Origin of the sequence: Kitasatospora sp. NBC_00039, assembly GCF_045160625.1 — a bacterium.
GTDB lineage: Bacteria > Actinomycetota > Actinomycetes > Streptomycetales > Streptomycetaceae > Kitasatospora.
Genome location: NZ_CP108289.1, coordinates 2,980,976 through 2,997,962 on the forward strand (window position 1 = coordinate 2,980,976; position 16,987 = coordinate 2,997,962).

General features: G+C 73.4%; 16 protein-coding genes. 5 read left to right on the top strand and 11 right to left on the bottom strand.

Annotation, left to right across the window (positions count from 1 at the left end; all coding sequences use genetic code 11):
* Window positions 1-138 precede the first annotated feature (138 nt).
* From OG286_RS13275 to OG286_RS13290, 4 genes are all read right to left on the bottom strand, one after another.
* Complete coding sequence (locus tag OG286_RS13275) at window positions 139-438, bottom strand: DUF4193 domain-containing protein (RefSeq protein ID WP_148642658.1); 300 nt, start codon at window positions 436-438, stop codon at window positions 139-141.
* 539 nt (window positions 439-977) lie between these two features.
* Window positions 978-1,961 carry an acyl-ACP desaturase gene (locus OG286_RS13280; protein WP_396323728.1) on the bottom strand — a complete coding sequence of 328 codons (984 nt, stop codon included), beginning with the start codon at window positions 1,959-1,961 and terminating at the stop codon, window positions 978-980.
* A gap of 255 nt (window positions 1,962-2,216) precedes the next feature.
* The gene (locus OG286_RS13285) at window positions 2,217-3,518 is read right to left on the bottom strand and encodes a sensor histidine kinase (RefSeq protein ID WP_396323729.1); all 1,302 of its coding nucleotides are present in this window, start codon (window positions 3,516-3,518) and stop codon (window positions 2,217-2,219) included.
* Between the two features lie 64 nt (window positions 3,519-3,582).
* Entirely contained in the window at window positions 3,583-4,236 is a 654-nt protein-coding gene (locus OG286_RS13290; RefSeq protein ID WP_148642660.1) for a response regulator transcription factor, read from the bottom strand.
* Window positions 4,237-4,690: 454 nt separating this feature from the next.
* Here OG286_RS13290 and OG286_RS13295 point away from each other — a divergent pair, with 454 nt between their 5' ends.
* Window positions 4,691-4,876, top strand: coding sequence for a hypothetical protein (locus OG286_RS13295; RefSeq protein ID WP_030301315.1), 186 nt, complete (start codon window positions 4,691-4,693; stop codon window positions 4,874-4,876).
* Between the two features lie 189 nt (window positions 4,877-5,065).
* Here the strand turns inward: OG286_RS13295 and OG286_RS13300 are convergent, their stop codons facing one another.
* Both OG286_RS13300 and OG286_RS13305 read right to left on the bottom strand, forming a co-directional pair.
* A complete protein-coding gene (locus tag OG286_RS13300; protein WP_396323730.1) occupies window positions 5,066-5,869 on the bottom strand; it encodes an inositol monophosphatase family protein in 804 nt (267 codons plus the stop codon).
* 19 nt (window positions 5,870-5,888) lie between these two features.
* On the bottom strand, window positions 5,889-7,046 hold the full coding sequence (locus OG286_RS13305; protein ID WP_396323731.1) for a ferrochelatase: 1,158 nt from the start codon (window positions 7,044-7,046) through the stop codon (window positions 5,889-5,891).
* Window positions 7,047-7,174: 128 nt separating this feature from the next.
* Between OG286_RS13305 and OG286_RS13310 the strand changes: the two genes are divergently transcribed.
* The gene (locus OG286_RS13310; protein WP_396323732.1) at window positions 7,175-8,431 is read left to right on the top strand and encodes an MFS transporter; all 1,257 of its coding nucleotides are present in this window, start codon (window positions 7,175-7,177) and stop codon (window positions 8,429-8,431) included.
* Window positions 8,432-8,534: 103 nt separating this feature from the next.
* Window positions 8,535-9,857 carry a D-arabinono-1,4-lactone oxidase gene (locus OG286_RS13315; protein WP_396323733.1) on the top strand — a complete coding sequence of 441 codons (1,323 nt, stop codon included), beginning with the start codon at window positions 8,535-8,537 and terminating at the stop codon, window positions 9,855-9,857.
* Window positions 9,858-9,966: 109 nt separating this feature from the next.
* Here the strand turns inward: OG286_RS13315 and OG286_RS13320 are convergent, their stop codons facing one another.
* Window positions 9,967-10,866 (bottom strand): hypothetical protein, encoded by a 900-nt coding sequence (locus OG286_RS13320; protein ID WP_396323734.1) that lies wholly within the window; start codon window positions 10,864-10,866, stop codon window positions 9,967-9,969.
* A 517-nt stretch (window positions 10,867-11,383) separates the two neighbouring features.
* Between OG286_RS13320 and sepH the strand changes: the two genes are divergently transcribed.
* The gene (gene sepH, locus OG286_RS13325; RefSeq protein WP_396323735.1) at window positions 11,384-12,460 is read left to right on the top strand and encodes a septation protein SepH; all 1,077 of its coding nucleotides are present in this window, start codon (window positions 11,384-11,386) and stop codon (window positions 12,458-12,460) included.
* Between the two features lie 150 nt (window positions 12,461-12,610).
* On the opposite strand, the gene OG286_RS13330 is transcribed toward sepH, so the two are convergent.
* Complete coding sequence (locus OG286_RS13330) at window positions 12,611-13,471, bottom strand: sulfurtransferase (protein ID WP_396323736.1); 861 nt, start codon at window positions 13,469-13,471, stop codon at window positions 12,611-12,613.
* 155 nt (window positions 13,472-13,626) lie between these two features.
* Between OG286_RS13330 and OG286_RS13335 the strand changes: the two genes are divergently transcribed.
* A complete protein-coding gene (locus tag OG286_RS13335; protein ID WP_396323737.1) occupies window positions 13,627-14,379 on the top strand; it encodes a VOC family protein in 753 nt (250 codons plus the stop codon).
* 10 nt (window positions 14,380-14,389) lie between these two features.
* On the opposite strand, the gene OG286_RS13340 is transcribed toward OG286_RS13335, so the two are convergent.
* The 3 genes from OG286_RS13340 to OG286_RS13350 all read right to left on the bottom strand — a co-directional run bounded on the left by OG286_RS13340 (window position 14,390) and on the right by OG286_RS13350 (window position 16,960).
* Window positions 14,390-15,046, bottom strand: coding sequence for a thymidine kinase (locus OG286_RS13340; protein WP_396323738.1), 657 nt, complete (start codon window positions 15,044-15,046; stop codon window positions 14,390-14,392).
* 51 nt (window positions 15,047-15,097) lie between these two features.
* Window positions 15,098-16,282 carry an alkaline phosphatase family protein gene (locus OG286_RS13345; RefSeq protein ID WP_396323739.1) on the bottom strand — a complete coding sequence of 395 codons (1,185 nt, stop codon included), beginning with the start codon at window positions 16,280-16,282 and terminating at the stop codon, window positions 15,098-15,100.
* 78 nt (window positions 16,283-16,360) lie between these two features.
* Window positions 16,361-16,960 carry a DUF5998 family protein gene (locus OG286_RS13350; RefSeq protein ID WP_396323740.1) on the bottom strand — a complete coding sequence of 200 codons (600 nt, stop codon included), beginning with the start codon at window positions 16,958-16,960 and terminating at the stop codon, window positions 16,361-16,363.
* Between the last annotated feature and the right edge of the window lie 27 nt (window positions 16,961-16,987).

Sequence of the window (16,987 nt, forward strand, 5' to 3'; positions counted from 1 at the left end):
TACTACCTGACTCCGTACTGCCGGTGCGGCCGCCTCGGCGGCCGCCGGAACTGCCGTCCGGCCCCGCTGCCCGGGGCCGGACGGGGCGGTGTGCCGGTCTCGCTGGCTGCGAGCGCCGGACCATGGCCGCCCTCGTTCTCAGGCGCCGCAGTCCCGGCAGATCGGGTTGCCGTTCTTCTCGCTGTACAGCTGGCTGCGGTGGTGCACCAGGAAGCAGCTCATGCAGGTGAACTCGTCGGCCTGGCGCGGCAGCACCCGGACGGAGAGCTCCTCGTTCGAGAGGTCGGCGCCAGGAAGCTCCAGGCCCTCGGCCGCCTCGAACTCGTCGACGTCGACCGAGCTACCGGTCTTCTCGTTCCGCCGAGCCTTCAGTTCCTCGATGCTGTCCTCGTTGAGGTCGTCATCGGTCTTGCGTGGGGTGTCGTAGTCCGTTGCCATTTTTTCGCTCTCCCCCTCCGGGTTTGTGCGGTGTGTGCGGTATCTCCAGCGCACGTAACGCATGGGGGGTCGGTCTTGTGCCCGACCCGAGGCGGAGATTTTGCCTTACTTCAAGCCCTGTTACTCAATCGACACTCAGCCAGGGGTCCGTTGGGGTGATCCGCTCGGGGACGGGGGGCCTCACGCTGGGCCATCACCGGCCCGCGATCGGGGCCGCCCGGCGGACACGGACAGTGATCGGCGACCGCGGGGGCGTCCGCCCATTCCCTTGCCCACCAGGGGCGCCCGCCAACCCACCGGGGCGAAACGGGCCGCCGATTCCCTCACGGACGGCGACCGGGACGCCGTTCACCATGATCACGCTCCGGGGTCGGGCCGCCCCGCGGAGCGACACGGTGTGAGCTTGCTCACGTTCCGAATCTTCCGGGGCAAACCGCGGAAAATCCACCCAAGCGGAGCGGCCGGATCCACGACCCGCCGTGCTTGCGGTTCGTGTCCGGCCACTACCGGGCACCCGGCGACGGCCGGGCCGCCGTCGGCTACTGGGCGGCCTTGCGCGCGGCCCGGCGGGCCAGCAGTGCGGCTTGCCGCTCGTCGAACCTGGTCGCCTGCGCGTCCAGCCCGCCGAGGAAGACGCCGAGCTCGTCCTGGGCCTGCTGGCCGTCCGGGCCGAGGCCGTCGATCTCCATCACCCGGAGGTGGCGCAGCACCGGCTGCAGCACGTCGTCGTGGTGGATCCGGAGGTTGTAGACGCCGCCGATGGCGATCTGGGCGGCGGCCCGCTCGAAGCCGGGGATGCCGTGGCCGGGCATCCGGAAGTCGGTGACCACGTCGGCGATGGCCCGCATGGCCTGGTCGGGGGCGATCTCCAGGGCGGCCTTCAGCAGGTTCCGGTAGAAGACCATGTGCAGGTTCTCGTCGTTGGCGATCTTCGCCAGCAGCTGGTCGCAGAGCGGGTCGCCGGCGTGGTGGCCGGTGTTGCGGTGCGAGATGCGGGTGGCGAGCTCCTGGAAGGCCACGTACGCGACCGAGTGCAGCATGCTGTGCGCGTTGTCGGACGCGAAGCCCTCCGACATGTGGCTCATCCGGGCCCGCTCCAGCTCGTCCGGGTCGACGGCCCGGGTGGCGAGCAGGAAGTCGCGGATGGCTATGCCGTGCCGGCCCTCCTCGGCCGTCCAGCGGTGCACCCAGGTGCCCCAGGCGCCCTCCCGGCCGAACATGGTGGCGATCTCGTGGTGGTAGCTGGGGAGGTTGTCCTCGGTCAGCAGGTTGACCACCAGCGACACCCGGCCGAGCGGGGTCACCTGGGACTGCTCCACCGACCAGGCCTCGCCGCCCAGCACGCCGTCGAAGTCGCGGCCCTGGCTCCACGGGATGAACTCGTGGGGCATCCAGTCCTTGGCGACCTTCAGGTGGCGGTTGAGCTCCTTCTCGACGACCTCTTCGAGGGCCATGATCAGCCGCGCGTCGGTCCAGGCGCTCGATCCGAGGGAGGCGGTGCGCTGCACGGGGGCGATGGTCACGGTCTTGCTCCTGGGGGAACGGTCACGCGCGGGACGGGCGCGTTGGGCGGGCACGTCGGGGACGACGGTCGGGCTGCACTTACGGTTGCGTAGGTTACGTAACCGTAAGTTGCTCGGGCCGGAAATGACAAGCCGCCCCCGCCAGGCCTTATGTCGTCTTGACAGGCCTGACGGGGGCGGCTTGAGATGGTCGGCGCACGGAGCGCGGGGACGCCCGAACGGCGTAGCGGGCCGAGGACGGCCCTGGGAGGCCGGTCAGGCCCCCGGGATGCGGACCCGCATGACGAGGCCGCCACCGGCCCGCGGGGTGGCCTCGATGGTGCCTCCGTGCGCCCGGACCACCGAGCGCACGATGGAGAGGCCGAGTCCGACCCCCTTGTCGCTGCGGGTGCGGTCGGCGCCCTTGACCCGGCGGAAGGGCTCGAAGATGTGCTCCAGCTCGTAGCCGGGGACGACCGGGCCGGTGTTCGAGACCACGAGCTCGCCGCCACCGCCGGGCACCTCGGCGGTGGTGATCTCGACCCAGCCGCCGGGGGTGTTGTAGCGCACCGCGTTCTGCAGCAGGTTGAGCGCGAGCCGCTCCAGCAGGACGCCGTTGCCGCCGACCACGGCCGGGGTGAGCGTGGAGCGCACCTCGACCTCGCGCCGGTCGGCCTCGGCCCGGGTCTGCTCCAGGGCGCGGCCGGCCACCTCGGAGAGCTCCACCGTGCGGCGGTCGGTCAGCTCGTTCTCGCTCCGGGCGAGCAGCAGCAGGCCCTCCACCAGCTGTTCGCTGCGCTCGTTGGTGGCCAGCAGGGTCTTGCCGAGCTGCTGGAGGTCGGGCGAGGCCGCCGGGTCGGAGAGCTGGACCTCCAGCAGGGTGCGGTTGATCGCCAGCGGGGTGCGCAGCTCGTGCGAGGCGTTGGCGACGAAGCGGCGCTGGGAGTCGAAGGAGCGGTCGAGCCGGTCGAGCATGTCGTCGAAGGTGTCGGCGAGCTCCTTGAGCTCGTCGTCCGGACCGTCCAGCTCGATCCGCCGGTGCAGGTCGGAGGAGGCCACCTCGCGGGCGGTGCGGGTGATCCGCCCGAGCGGGCGCAGCACCCGGCCGGCCATCGCGTAGCCGGCGACGAAGGCGATCACCGCGAGGCAGACCAACACCGTGAGGGACTTGCGCAGCAGGGTGTTGAGGGCCGCGTTGGAGGCGACGTCGTGCCGGCCGGCGAGGTACTGGTTGAACTGCTCGCTGGTCATCGGCACGCGGTTGACGGTGACGTCACTGCCGAAGACGAACGGCGGCGGCGCCACGTCGTGCAGGGCCTGCCGGACGAAGAAGTACATCAGCAGCAGCAGGACCACGCCGGCCATCAGGAACATCCCGCCGTACAGCAGGGTGAGTCTCATCCGGATGGTCGGGCGGAACGGCAGCCAGGCGAGCATGCCGTCGCCGGGGACGTAGGCGTCGTTCGACGCCTGGTGCAGCCGGGGCGCGCGGGGCGGTTGCACGGGCCTGGGCGGCACGGCGCGCGGGCCGCCGGCGGGCGCGCCGGAGGGCCCGCCGGCCGGGGGCGGGGTGGTCATGGTGTTCCTCTCGGAGCGTCCGCCGGAAGCGGGCGCGGAAGGCCGGCCGCGGGGGCCGGAGGGATCAGATCCGGTAGCCGGAGCCGGGGACGGTGACGATCACGGGCGGGTCGCCGAGCTTGCGGCGCAGCGTCATGACGGTGACCCGAACGACGTTGGTGAACGGGTCGGTGTGCTCGTCCCAGGCCTTCTCCAGCAGCTGTTCGGCGGAGACGACGGCGCCGCCGGCCCGCATCAGCACCTCCAGGACGGCGAACTCCTTGGGGGCGAGCTGGACGGGGCGCCCGTCCCGGATCACCTCGCGGCGGCCCGGATCGAGCGAGATGCCCGCGCGCTCCAGCACGGGCGGCAGCGGAACGGTCGCGCGGCGGCCCAGCGCCCTTACCCGGGCGACGAGTTCGCTGAAGGCGAACGGCTTCGGAAGATAGTCGTCGGCGCCGATCTCCAGGCCCTCGACCCGGTCGCTGATGTCACCGGAGGCGGTCAGCATGATCACCCGGGTGGCCAGCCCCTGGTCGACCACGCTGCGGCACACGTCGTCGCCGTGGACCAGCGGCAGGTCGCGGTCGAGGACCACGACGTCGTAGTCGTTGACCGCGATGCGCTGGAGCGCGGCCTCCCCGTCGTACACCACGTCGACGGCCATCGCCTCGCGGCGAAGGCCGGTGGCGACGGCCTCGGCGAGCAGCTGCTCGTCCTCGACGACGAGAACCCGCACGGTCGTTGTCCCTTCTCCAGGCCGGCCCCGGAAGCGGACGCACGGCTCCGACGGTGCCTCCATCCTGCCTGGTCCTGCGGTAAAGCAGCGATAAGCTGCCCCGGGGGCACGGCCGTCCCGACGGCGCGATCATGGGGGAGAGCGCGGTTCGTACCGGGAACACTCCGGTTGGACTGTGACACAGGCAACTTTCTCGCCCCGGGAGGTTTCTCCCGTCCGGGGGTGGGGAGGACAGGTGCACACCCGCGATCTGGCTGTTGGCCGATCGCACCCACCCGCCGTGCGTTCATCCGCGCCGGCCCTGGGGCTTGGGGCGTCACCGGGAGCGGCCGAGGGCCGTCTCCGCGCCCGACCGGAGATCTCGACCCGCCGGATCGGACGCTTCCGCTGACCACCACAACCCTGGGGCGGGGGACGCACGAACGTGCACGTCCGACACAGTAAGGGGGCCCGTATGGACGCCTTCACCGCCGGAATCCTGCAGCGCATAGCCAACGCCGAGCAGGACCTGCACCGCGCGATCGAGGCCGGGGACGAATTCCTGGCCGAGGTGGAGCAGTCCGAGCTGGACGATCTCCGCCGGCTCGCCGCCGAACACGGCGTGGACACGGTGCTGGAGCGCCACCGCACCGCCGCCTGATCCACCCGTCCCGACCGACCCGACGCCGGACTTCCGGCACCAGCGGCCCCCTCCGGGGGGCCGTGAGCAACCTGCGAAACCCAAGCCCTGGCATCCCCTGTATGCCAGGGCTCTTCCTTGCCCGGCCCCGACGGCCGGCCCCGGCCCGCCCGTTCGGCCCCCGGCCCGTCGGCAGGGGGCCGCCAGGACCTAGTCCGCCCAGGCGCGCAGCCGCGCCAGCCGCTCCTGCAGCGGCTGGTACACGCCGGGCGCGGCGGCGACGGTCAGCTCGCCGTCCGGGCCGTGGCCCGGGCGGCCGCCGACCATGGCGCCGGCCTCGGCGGCGATCAGGCAGCCCGCGGCCCGGTCCCAGGGGGCGAGCCCGCGCTCGTAGTAGCCGTCCAGCCGCCCGGCGGCGACATCGCAGAGGTCCACGGCTGCGGCCCCGCCCCGGCGGATGTCACGGACCTCCGGCATGAGTGCGAGCAGCACCTCGGCCTGCCGGATCCGTACCTGCTGCACGTAGTTGAATCCGGTGCCGATCAGCGCCTGCCCCCACGGCGGGGCCGGGCGGGCGGAGAGCGGCCGGCCGTCCAGGTGGGCGCCGCGGCCGAGCACGGCGTGGAACAGCTCGCCGCGGGCCGGGGCGTACACCACGCCGACGACCGCCTCGCCGTTCAGCTCCGCTGCCACGCTGACGGCCCAGGACGGCAGCCCGTACAGGTAGTTGACGGTGCCGTCGAGCGGGTCGACGACCCAGCGGACCCCGCTGGTGCCGGGCCGGTCGGCCCCCTCCTCGCCGAGGTAGCCGTCGGCCGGGCGGCGGGCGCCGATCAGCTCCAGGACCAGCTTCTCGGAGGCGAGGTCCATCTCGGTGACGACGTCGACCGGGCTGCTCTTGGTGCCCGCCACGCCCAGTTCGGCCGGCCGGCCGTCGCGCAGCAGCGCGCCCGCCTGCCGGGCGGCGTCCAGGGCGACGTCGAGCAGTTCGTCGAGCAGTTCGGGACTGGGCACGGGCTCTCCTCGGAGGGGGTCAGCGCTCGGCGGCGGCCGGGCGCGGGGCGCGCGGGTTGGGGCAGCAGGCCACCGCACAGACGTCGTGGCTGGGGCCGAGCGTGCCGAGGGCGCAGCGGGTCACGGCCTCGCCGCGCTCGGCGGCGGCCCGTTCCAGTACGAGTTCGCGGACGGCGGCGGTGAACCGGGGGTCGGCGCCGACGGTGGCGGCGCGGGCGACCGGCAGGCCGAGTTCGGCGGCCTTGGCCACCGCCTCGGTGTCCAGGTCGTACTTGACCTCCATGTGATCGGAGACGAAGCCGATCGGGACCATCACCACGGCCGGCGCGCCGTCGGCGTGCTGGGCCTCCAGGTGGTCACCGATGTCGGGTTCCAGCCACGGGATGTGCGGGGCACCGCTGCGGCTCTGGAAGACCAGCTCCCAGGGCCGGTCAGCGACGCCGGTGCGCTCGGCGACGGCGGCGACGACCAGCCGGGCCACCTCCAGGTGCTGGGCGACGTACGCGCCGCCGGGCCGGCCGCGGGCCGGGTCGTCCGGGGCACCGGAGGTCTCGGCCATGGTGTCCGGGATGGAGTGGGTGGTGAACGCGAGCCGGGCGCCGGCGCGGACCTCCGCGGGCAGCCGGTCCAGCGCGGCCACGGTGGCGTCGATCATCGGCCCGACGAAGCCGGGGTGGTTGTAGAAGTGCCGCAGCTTGTCCACCCTCAGGGCGGGGCGCCCCTCCTCGGCCAGCTGCGCGAGCGCGTCGGCGAGGTTCTCCCGGTACTGGCGGCAGCCCGAGTACCCGGCGTAGGCGCTGGTGGCGAGGACAGCGACGCGGCGGTGCCCGTCGGCGGCGATCTCGCGCAGGGTGCCGACCAGGTAGGGCGCCCAGTTCCGGTTGCCCCAGTAGACCGGGAGGCCGAGGCCGTGGTCGGCGAAGTCCTTGCGCAGCGCGGCCAGCAGCTCGCGGTTCTGCTCGTTGATCGGGCTCACGCCGCCGAACATGAAGTAGTGCTTGCCCACCTCCTTGAGCCGCTCCTTCGGGATGCCCCGGCCGCGGGTGACGTTCTCCAGGAAGGGGACGACGTCCTCGGGGGCCTCGGGCCCGCCGAAGGAGAGCAGCAGCAGGGCGTCGTACGGCTGGGCCGCGATCGGAGCGGCGCCGGAGGGTGAGGGATTGCGCACGTCGGACATGGGACCGATCCTGCCATTGAGGGGCCGGACCCCGCGGGCTGGGCCGCACCGGGCGTCCGGAAAATACTGTTTGCCAACGTACGTAAGCTGTCTTGGCCAGCCTCGTTCCTTACCCCTGCGGAGCCACCGTGCTGTCCAGCTACCGCCAGATCTTCGCCGCCCCCGGCAGTCTGGCCTTCTCCTCCACCGGCTTCATATCCCGGCTGCCGATCTCCATGACCGGCATCGGCATCGTGACCATGCTCTCCCAGCTGCGTGGCTCCTACGGGGTGGCCGGCCTGGTGTCGGCGACGCTGGCGGTGTCCGCCGCGGTGCTGGGGCCGCAGGTCTCCCGGCTGGTGGACCGGCACGGGCAGCGCCGGATCCTCCTGCCAGCCACCGCGATCACCGTCGCCGCCGCCGTCGGACTGCTGGTCTGCGCCCGGCTGGGGGCGCCCGACTGGACACTCTTCGTCTTCGCGGCCGGCATGGGCGTCATGCCGAGCACCGGCGCAATGGTCCGCGCCCGCTGGGCCCACCTCTACCGGGACGACGCGCCCAAGCTGCACACCGCGTACTCCTTCGAGGCCGTGGTCGACGAGATCTGCTTCATCGTCGGCCCGATCCTCGCCATCACCCTGGCCACCTCCGTCTTCCCGGAGGCCGGCGTCCTCCTCGCCGGGCTCTTCCTCGCCGTCGGCGTGGCGCTGTTCGCCGCGCAGCGCTCCACCCAGCCGCCGGTGCACCCGGCCGCCCGGCACACCGGCAGCTCGGTGATCCTCAACCGCGGGCTGCAGGTGCTGATCCTGACCTTCGTCGCCACCGGCGCGATCTTCGGCTCGGTGGAGGTCGTCACCGTCGCCTTCTCCGACGAGCAGGGCCACAAGTCCGTCTCCAGCGTGATCCTGGCGCTCTGGGCGCTCGGCTCCTGCGTGGCCGGCGTGGTGTTCGGCACGCTGAAGCTCACCGGCTCGATGGCCGGCCGCTTCTTCGGCGGCGTCCTCTTCATGGCGCTCAGCATGGCGCCGCTGCTGCTGGTCGCCGAGTCGGTGCACGGGGTCGGCGGGCTGGCCGCGGTCGGAGCCGCACTGCTGGTCGCCGGCATCGCCATCTCCCCCACCCTGATCACCGCGATGGCCCTGGTCGAGCGGCTCGTCCCGGCCGCCCAGCTCACCGAGGGCATGACCTGGACGACCACCGGGCTTGCCCTCGGCGTCGCACTCGGCTCCTCCGCCGCAGGCTGGGTGGTCGACGCGGCCGGGGCCGCCGCCGGCTACTGGGTGCCGCTGACGGCCGGGGTGTTCGGTGTGGTCGCCGCCCTCACCGGGCTCGGCCGCCTGCGGGCCGGTCTGTCGTCCGCCGAGGCCGCCCAGCCCGCCGGGCAGACCGTAGACCTCGATCGGTGAACTGACTAATCTCCTCCCTACTCGCGGGCCTACCCGCGGGTAGGGCGGCGGCGCCGCCCCGGAGCGAGCCGACACCGTTCGGCCACGGAGCAGGAGGCACCGCATGCCCCAGGCCAGTACCGCACCCCGCACCCGCTGGACCAACTGGGCCGGCAACCAGAGCGCCCACCCGGCCAAGGTGGTCACGCCCGGCACGGCGGAGGAACTGGCCAAGGAGATCCTGCGCGCAGCCGACCAGGGCCGCACCGTCAAGGCGGTCGGCTCCGGCCACTCCTTCACCTCGATCGCCTCCGCCGGGGACGGCGTCCTGGTCCGCCCGTACGCGATGACCGCCGTCCGCGAGATCGACCGCGAGGCCGGCACCGTCACCGTCGAGGCCGGCCTGCCACTGGCCCGGCTCAACCGGCTGCTCGCCGCCGCCGGGCTCTCGCTCACCAACATGGGCGACATCGAGGTCCAGACCGTGGCCGGCGCCACCAGCACCGGCACGCACGGCACCGGCCGGGACTCCGGCTCGCTCGCCGCCCAGATCCGCGCCCTGGAGATCGTCCTCGCCGACGGCAGCGTCCGGCACTGCTCCCCCGCCGAGAACCCGCTGCTCTTCGAGGGCGCCCGGCTCGGCCTCGGCGCCCTCGGCGTGATCACCGCGCTCACCTTCGCCGTCGAACCGGCCTTCCTGCTCACCGCGCACGAGCAGCCGATGCGCTTCGACGAGGTCCTGGAGCGGCTCGACGACCTCACCGCTGTCAACGAGCACTTCGAGTTCTACTGGTTCCCGCACACCGACCGCTGCTCGACCAAGCGCAACAACCGCAGCCAGGGGCCGGCCGCCCCGCTGCCCCGGTTCAAGGAGTGGCTGGAGGACGACCTCCTCTCCAACACCGTCTGGGAGGGAGCCTGCCGGGTCGGCCGGCGCTTCCCCGGCACCGTGCCCGCCATCGCCTCGCTCGCCAGCCGCGCCTGGTCGGACCGCAGCTACACCGACACCGCGTACAAGGTGTTCACCAGCCCCCGCAAGGTCCGCTTCGTGGAGATGGAGTACGCGGTGCCGCGCGAGGAGGTCGCCGAGGTGCTGCGCGAGCTCCGGGCCATGATCGAACGCTCCGACTGGAGGATCAGCTTCCCGGTGGAGGTGCGGTTCGCCCCCGCCGACGAGCTCTGGCTCTCCACCGCCGGCGGCCGGGACAGCGCCTACATCGCCGTCCACCTCTACCGGGGCACCGCCGAACAGGGCTACTTCACCGAGGTGGAGAAGCTGATGGCCGCCCACCACGGCCGCCCGCACTGGGGCAAGCTGCACACCCGCGACGCCGACTACCTCGCCGGGGTCTACCCGCACTTCGCCGACTTCACGGCGCTGCGGGACGAGCTCGACCCGGAGCGCCGCTTCGGCAACGACTACCTGCGGCGGGTGCTCGGGGCGTAGGCGTCCGGCCGGTCTCGCACGCCGATCCGGCAGGCCCGACCGGAGAGGCCCCAGGTCCTGTCCGGCCGGTCTCGCGCGCCCGGCAAGACCGGCCCGGGAAGGGCCTGGTTCACCGGCTGTCGGTGGGGGCGGCGGCCTGTGGGGAGACCGCGGCGGGCGCACCGCTCGGGGCGGGCGGCTGCGGGGCCGCCTCGCCGGACGGCCCGGCGCCGCCGCTCGGGCTCGCCGCACCGGACGCGCCGGCGGACGGCTCGGTGGAGGGCCCGGTGGACCGACCGGCGGACGGCGTGGAGCTGGGGCCCGACGACGGGGAGGCCTTGCCGCCGCTCCCGGCGCTCGGGCTCGCGCCCGGGGAGGCCGGCGCCGAGGCGCCGCCGTCCTTCCCGGCCGACGGGCTTGCGCCACCCCGCGACGGGACGCCCGAAGGCCCGCCCGTGGGGTCACCGGCCGGACGGCCGGACGGGGCCTGCGGCTTCGGACTCACCGTGCCACCCAGCGAGGTGCCACTGCCCGCCTCGCCCTTCACCGTGGCCGACACCGGCTGCCCGGTGGCCAGTTCGAAGGCGACGATCGGCGTCATCGCCAGGAGGAAGACCAGCCCGGACACCGCCGCGGACGTCTTCCACGTCCACCGCCGACGCGCCCGGACCACCTGCGGCGCGTTCCACTCCGGGGAGATCGCCGGCACCGTCGCCGGCGTGCCGGAGGCCGGCACCTGGCGGAGCCCGTTCACCTCCGGCCCGGGACCGGTCCGGTCCACCGCGTCGCGCAGGTGTTCGCCGGTACGCCGGAAGACGTGCTGGAACACCGCACCTCCGGTGGTCGCCCCGAGGCTCACCACCGCCGCGCCCAGAATCGTGCCGTAGACGCCGAGTTCGGAGGCGAGCAACGCCCCCACCACGGCGGCGAGTGCACTGGCCGCGACCTGAGCCACACTCAGATCAATTCGCCTGCGACCTTCCGTACCGCCCTCCCCGGCGGCCTTCTCGGCGGACTTCTGCTCCGGCATCAACATCCCTCGGTCCGTACGACTGCTCTTCGAACAAGTCGCTCCATCTTGCCCAAAGAAGGACACAAGGGGCGAAAATGCGGTTCTGCGCGGGAGATATATGTGAAGATGATCACCGTCCACCGGCTGATCGTCGGCGATCGGGGGTGCGCGCTCTTGAGATTCCCGTGAATCGCGGGAGACTTGAGCGGCGAGCCGCCCCTTTGGATGCCACGAATGGAGTACTGTTCGTAAAGCCTGAGCCCTGGGTCGACTTGTCGACTGGCCATCAACCGCCAGATTGACAAAGAGCCACGGCGCAGGCACGCACGGCGACGCCCGTCCCGGATCGTCGCGATCACTGCGCGTGCGAGGACGGTCGGGATACCCAGGCGCGACGTCAACAGGTGACGTGGCAAAAAGGCAACCGTGCCACAGCGGCGCGTCCGGGCCTAAGCCCGACACGCCGGGGAACTCAGCAAGGTTGTGGCCAGTCGCGAGCGGGCAGGCCACACTCAGTACGGGAGCAGCGACGCAGGTGACGTCGGCAGGCACCACCCGGGAGGTAACCGTGCCCGAACTGCGGGTTGTGGCCGTCAGCAACGACGGCACACGGCTGGTGCTCAAGGCTGCCGACAGCACGGAGTACACCCTCCCCATCGACGAGCGGCTGCGAGCCGCCATCCGTGGTGACCGTCCGCGCCTCGGCCAGATCGAGATCGAGGTGGAGAGCCACCTCCGCCCCCGCGACATCCAGGCGCGGATACGAGCCGGTGCCTCCGCCGAGGAGGTCGCGCAGGCCGCCGGCATCTCCGTCGACCGCGTCCGCCGCTTCGAGGGGCCCGTGCTCGCCGAGCGCGCCTTCATGGCCGAGCGGGCTCGCAAGACCGCCATCCGCCGGCACGGCGAGTCCACCGGACCGCAGCTGGGCGAGGCCGTCGCCGAGCGGCTCGCGCTGCGCGGCGCCGAGAAGGACACCGAGCGCTGGGACTCCTGGCGGCGCGACGACGGCACCTGGGAGGTCATCCTCTCCTACCGGGCCGAGGGCGAGGGCCGCAGCGCGTCCTGGACGTACGACCCGCCGCGGCGCCTGGTCCAGCCCAACGACGACGAGGCCCGCGCGCTGATCGGCGAGAACGTCGAGCGCGAGGAGGAGTCGGTCTTCCCGTTCATCCCGCGGATCGCCCGGCTCCCCCACGACCGGCCGTTGCGCCCGATGATCGACCGGCCCTCGGCGGACCGCATCATGTCGGCCCGCGAGGTGCGCGAGGGCCGCGAGGCCACCGCCGAGTCGCGCGACTCGCTGACCAGCCTGCTCGACGTCGTCCCCGCCTTCCGCGGTGACCTCGCCGTCGGTGCACCGCCGCCGATCGAGCCGGTGCCCGCGGAGGTCGCCGAGGAGAGCGAGGAGCCGGCAGCCGCCGCCCCCGCAGTCGGCGCGGGCTCGGCGTACGCGGACATCCTGATGCCGCGGGCCGTCGCCCCGCACCGCGAGCGCCTGGTCGGGACGACCGACCGGCAGGCGGAGGCGGACGGCGTCCGGCCCGGACGCCGGGCCACCGTGCCGAGCTGGGACGAGATCGTCTTCGGCAGCCGGCGCAAGAAGCAGGAGTAGCCGTCACCGTCGGCGAAGGGGTGGAAGGCCGGTCGGCCTTCCACCCCTTCGCCGCGTCACCGGCCGTGCCACCGCACCCTCGTACTGCCGGCGTCGTCCGACCGCGGCTCCGTACGACCGGCGTCGCACCGCCGGCGGGACGCGGCCGGCTCAGCCCGGCTGGTCGGTGACCGCCACCGGGCGGCTCCCGTCGCTCGACCACTCGCTCCACGAGCCCGGGTACAGCGTGGCCGGTAGGCCCGCCACCGCCAGCGCCAGGATCTGGTGCGCCGCCGTCACACCCGAACCGCAGTACACCGCGGTCTCCCGCTCCCCCGCACCCAGCGCGCGGAACCGCTCGGCCAGTTCGGCGGCCGGCCGGAACCGCCCGTCCGGGCCGACGTTCTCGGTCGTCGGCGCGGAGACCGCCCCCGGGATGTGCCCGGCGCGCGGGTCGATCGGCTCGGTCTCCCCCCGGTAGCGCTCCCCGGCCCGGGCGTCCAGCAACAGCCCCGTCCGGGCCCAGGCCGCCGCGCCGTCCCCGTCCACCGTCGGCAACCGGCCCGGCGCCGGCTTGAAGTCACCCTCCTCCGGCGCCGGCACCTCGGCGGTCACCGGCAGCCCGGCCGCCTGCCAGGCGGCGAACCCACCGTCCAGCACCCGCACGTCCGGGTGGCCGGCCCAGCGCAGCAGCCACCAGGCCCGGGCCGCGGCCAGCGAGGTGGCGCCGTCGTACACCACCACCGGACGGCCGGTGGAGACCCCGAAACGGCGCAGCGCGGCGCCCAACTCCTCGACGTCGGGGAGCGGGTGGCGGCCGCCTCGCCCGGGCGGACCGGCCGGGGCCGCGAGGTCGGTGTCCAGCTCGACGAAATGGGCGCCCGGGAGATGGCCGGCCGTGTAGTCCTCGATCCCGGGCGGACCGCCGAGCTGCCAGCGCACGTCGAGCAGGACCGGCGGGAGATCCGCGGCGAGCGCCTCCCGCAGGCCGGCCACCGAGACCAGCGGGGAGTCATCGTGAGAAGTCGTCATGCCGGTCATTCTTGCGCAGGGCCACCAACTCGACGCTCTTTGTGCGGTCTTTGCCGGACTTTCCGCGCGGCCCGGGGGTTCGGCGCGCGCCAGGGTGGAACCATCACCCTCACGTGCGCAGCTCCGTGCGCCGTCCGCCCCGTGAGGAGGCCCGCATGCCTGCGGTGAAGCTCCGGCTGGCCCAGGGCACGCCGTGCTGGGTCAGCCTGATGACCGACGACCTGGCGGGCGCCCGCGCCTTCTACGGCGAGCTGCTCGGCTGGACGTACACCCCGGGCCCCACCCAGCTCGGCGCCTACGTGCGGGCCGAGTCGGGCGGCGCCCCGGTCGCCGGTCTCGGTGTCTCCGCGGCGACGGGCTTCCCCGTCCAGTGGACGACCTACTTCGCGGTGGACAGCGCCGACCGGACGGCCCAGCTGGTGCGCGAGTGCGGCGGCACGGTGGCGGTCGGTCCGCTGCAGGCCGAGCGGGCCGGCCGGCTGGCGATCGCGGCCGACGTGTCCGGTGCGGTCTTCGGGCTCTGGCAGGGTGAGGAGCACACCGGCCGGGAGGCGGGCCCCGAGCCCGGCGGTCCCGCCTGGGCCGAGCTGATCACCCCGGACGAGGAGGGTGCGGCGGTCTTCTACGGCGCGGTGCTGGGGCGGCCGGTGGCGCCGGGCGCCGACGGGTCGGCGCTGCTGGTGGACGGCCGGCCGGTGGCGGGCATCCGGTCCGGCACCGAGCTACGCGGGCATGCGCCGCGCTGGCGGGTCCATTTCGCCGTCCGGGACACGGTGTTGACGGCCCGTCGGGCGATGGAGCTGGGCGGCCGGGTGCTGGTGGAGCCGCACGTGACGGGGCTCGGCCGGCTGGCGCGGCTGGCCGACCCGCAGGGCGGGCACTTCTCCGTACTGGAAACGGGCCTCTGACCGAGGGCTCTCAGGCCTGCTGTTCCTCGAAGGGCAGCACGTCCGGGGAGAGCACCGAGGCGCGGGCGGTCGCGGCGGTGAGCCGGCGGCGGTGGTGGCGGCGGCAGAGCACCTCGTAGCCGACCTCGTCCTCGCGCACCGTGATGTCGCCGATCACGACCTGGGCGCCCTCGACCACCATCACGCCGCCCACCGTCCGGGCGTTGTGGGTGGCGCGCGCGCCACACCAGCAGAGCGCCTCGACCTGGAGCACCTCGACCCGGTCGGCCAGTTCGATCAGCCGCTGGGAGCCGGGGAAGAGCCTCGTCCGGAAGTCGGTGGTGATACCGAAGGTGAAGACGTCGATGCCGAGCTCGTCGACCACCCGGGCCAGCTGGTCGACCTGTTCGGCGGCGAAGAACTGGGCCTCGTCACAGATCAGGTAGTCCACCCGGCCGCCGGCCGAGAGCCGGTGCACGACGTGGGCGTGGAAGTCGAAGTCGTCGGCGACCTCGACCGCCTCGGCCTGCAGGCCGAGGCGGCTGGAGATGGTGGCCGCGCCGGCGCGGTCGTTGCGGGTGAGGATGATCCCCTGTCGGCCGCGGGCGGCGTGGTTGTGGTCCATCTGGAGCGCGAGCGTCGACTTCCCGCAGTCCATCGTGCCCGAGAAGAACACCAGTTCAGCCATGGGTGGAGCAGAGGCCTTTCAGAGAGGGGGAGTTCACGCGGAGCGGGGGGTTCACGCGCGGACCTCGAGCAGGGGCACGAACTGCTCGACCGGGGTCATCGAGCCGTGCAGGCCGATCATCGCGGACTCGCCGGGCTCGTTGCGGGAGGCGACCACGGCGATGTCGTCACGGGCCGCGGCGACCACGTCGCCGATCCGGTGGTAGACCCGGTCGTCCACCGAGGGGCCGAACCAGCCGGCGGCGATCGCCTCGTCCCGGGTCGCCACCCACATGCGGTCGCCGAGCACCTCGCTCCAGACCGTGTACACGTCGGCGGCTGCCCCCGGCACGGCGTACACGTGCCGGGCACGGCCCTCGCCGCCGAGCAGCGCGACACCGGCGCCGAGCTCCCAGTCCTCGTCGAAGTCGACCCGGTCCTCGGGAGCGATGTCGATCATGCCGTGGTCCGCGGTGACGTACATCGCCGACCGCGGCGGCAGCTGCTGGGCCAGCCGCCGGGCCAGCCGGTCCACCGCGTCCAGCGTCATCCGCCACTCGTCGGAGTCCACCCCGAACCGGTGCCCGGCACCGTCCAGCTCGCTGACGTAGGTGTACACGAGGGCGCGGTCGTGCTCGGCCAGCCAGGCGGCGGCCTGGTCCATCCGCTCCTCGCCGGTGGTCCGCCCGAGGAAGGAGCCGCCGGAGAGCGCCACCCGGGTCAGCGGGGTCTGGGCGAACAACGGCGAGGACACCTGGGCGGTCGCCACCCCGGCGGCGTCGGTCTGCTCGAACACCGTCGGGTACGGCTGCCAGAGCGCCGGATCGGTGTGCGGCTGCCAGCGCAGCTGGTTCATCAGGTAGCCCGCGCCCGGCACCGCCACCGTGTAGCCGGCCAGGCCGTGCAGGCCCGGCGGGGTCCCGGTGCCCACGGAGGCCAGCGAGGTCGCGGTGGTCGACGGGAAGCCGGCGGTCAGCGGGCGGCCGGTGCCGCCCAGCGAACTGCCGGCCAGCGAGGAGAGGAACGGCGCGTACTCGGGGTGGCGCAGCAGCAGCTCCCAGCCGAGGCCGTCGACCAGGAACACCACCACCCGGTCGGCGGGCGCGATCGGCAGCGTCGCGGTGAAGCCGGGCACACCGAGGCCGGCCGCCACCGAGGGCAGGAGGTCGCAGAGCGAGCCGCTGCCGTAGAGGGGCGCCGGGGCGGTGGCGGGGTCGAGGATCTCGAAGGCGTCGTAGCCGTCGGGGGCGAAGGACATGGGTGAGGGGCTGGCTTCCTGGCTTCGGTGGCGTCGTCGTGCGTCAGGTCCCGGCGCACGTCGTCGTGCGTCGCCGGCTCAGACCCGTGGGCTGTTGCTGATCGTCGCGTCGGACAGCGCCCGGGCGAACACCAGCGCCTGGGCCACCGTCTCGGGACCGTCGCCGGCCTCGCTGACCCGCAGTGACAGGTCGTCAGCGGTGGCCGAACCGGTGTAACCGTGGTCCGCCTCGCAGTTCGGGTCCGAACAGCCGGCCGGCTCCAGGTCCAGGCGCTGCACCGCGCCCCAGCCGATGGTCAGCACGACCTCGCGCGGCAGCGTGCCCGGGGTGTACGTCTCCGGGTTGGCGACCATCCGGCTCACCACGACCGAACCGATCCGGTCCAGCCGGACACTCTCGGTCGAGGTCGTCGCGTACGGCACGGCCGGGCCTGCGCCGTCGCCGGACTGCTCGTCGGTGTGGCTCACCACGAACCGGGTCGGGGTCAGCACCAGCACGGTCACGTGCCGGCGGACCTCGTTGGCGTCGAAGGTGGTCTCCTGGTGCACCAGGTAGGAGCTGATCGGCTCAGGACCCACCGCGGACTCGACCGCCTCGGACACCAGGGCCGGGTAGTAGCCGCTGCGCTCGATCGCCGAGCGCAGGTCCTGAGTGGTGGTGGTACCGGTCTTCGCCATAACTCCATCCTGGCATGGTCCGCCGAC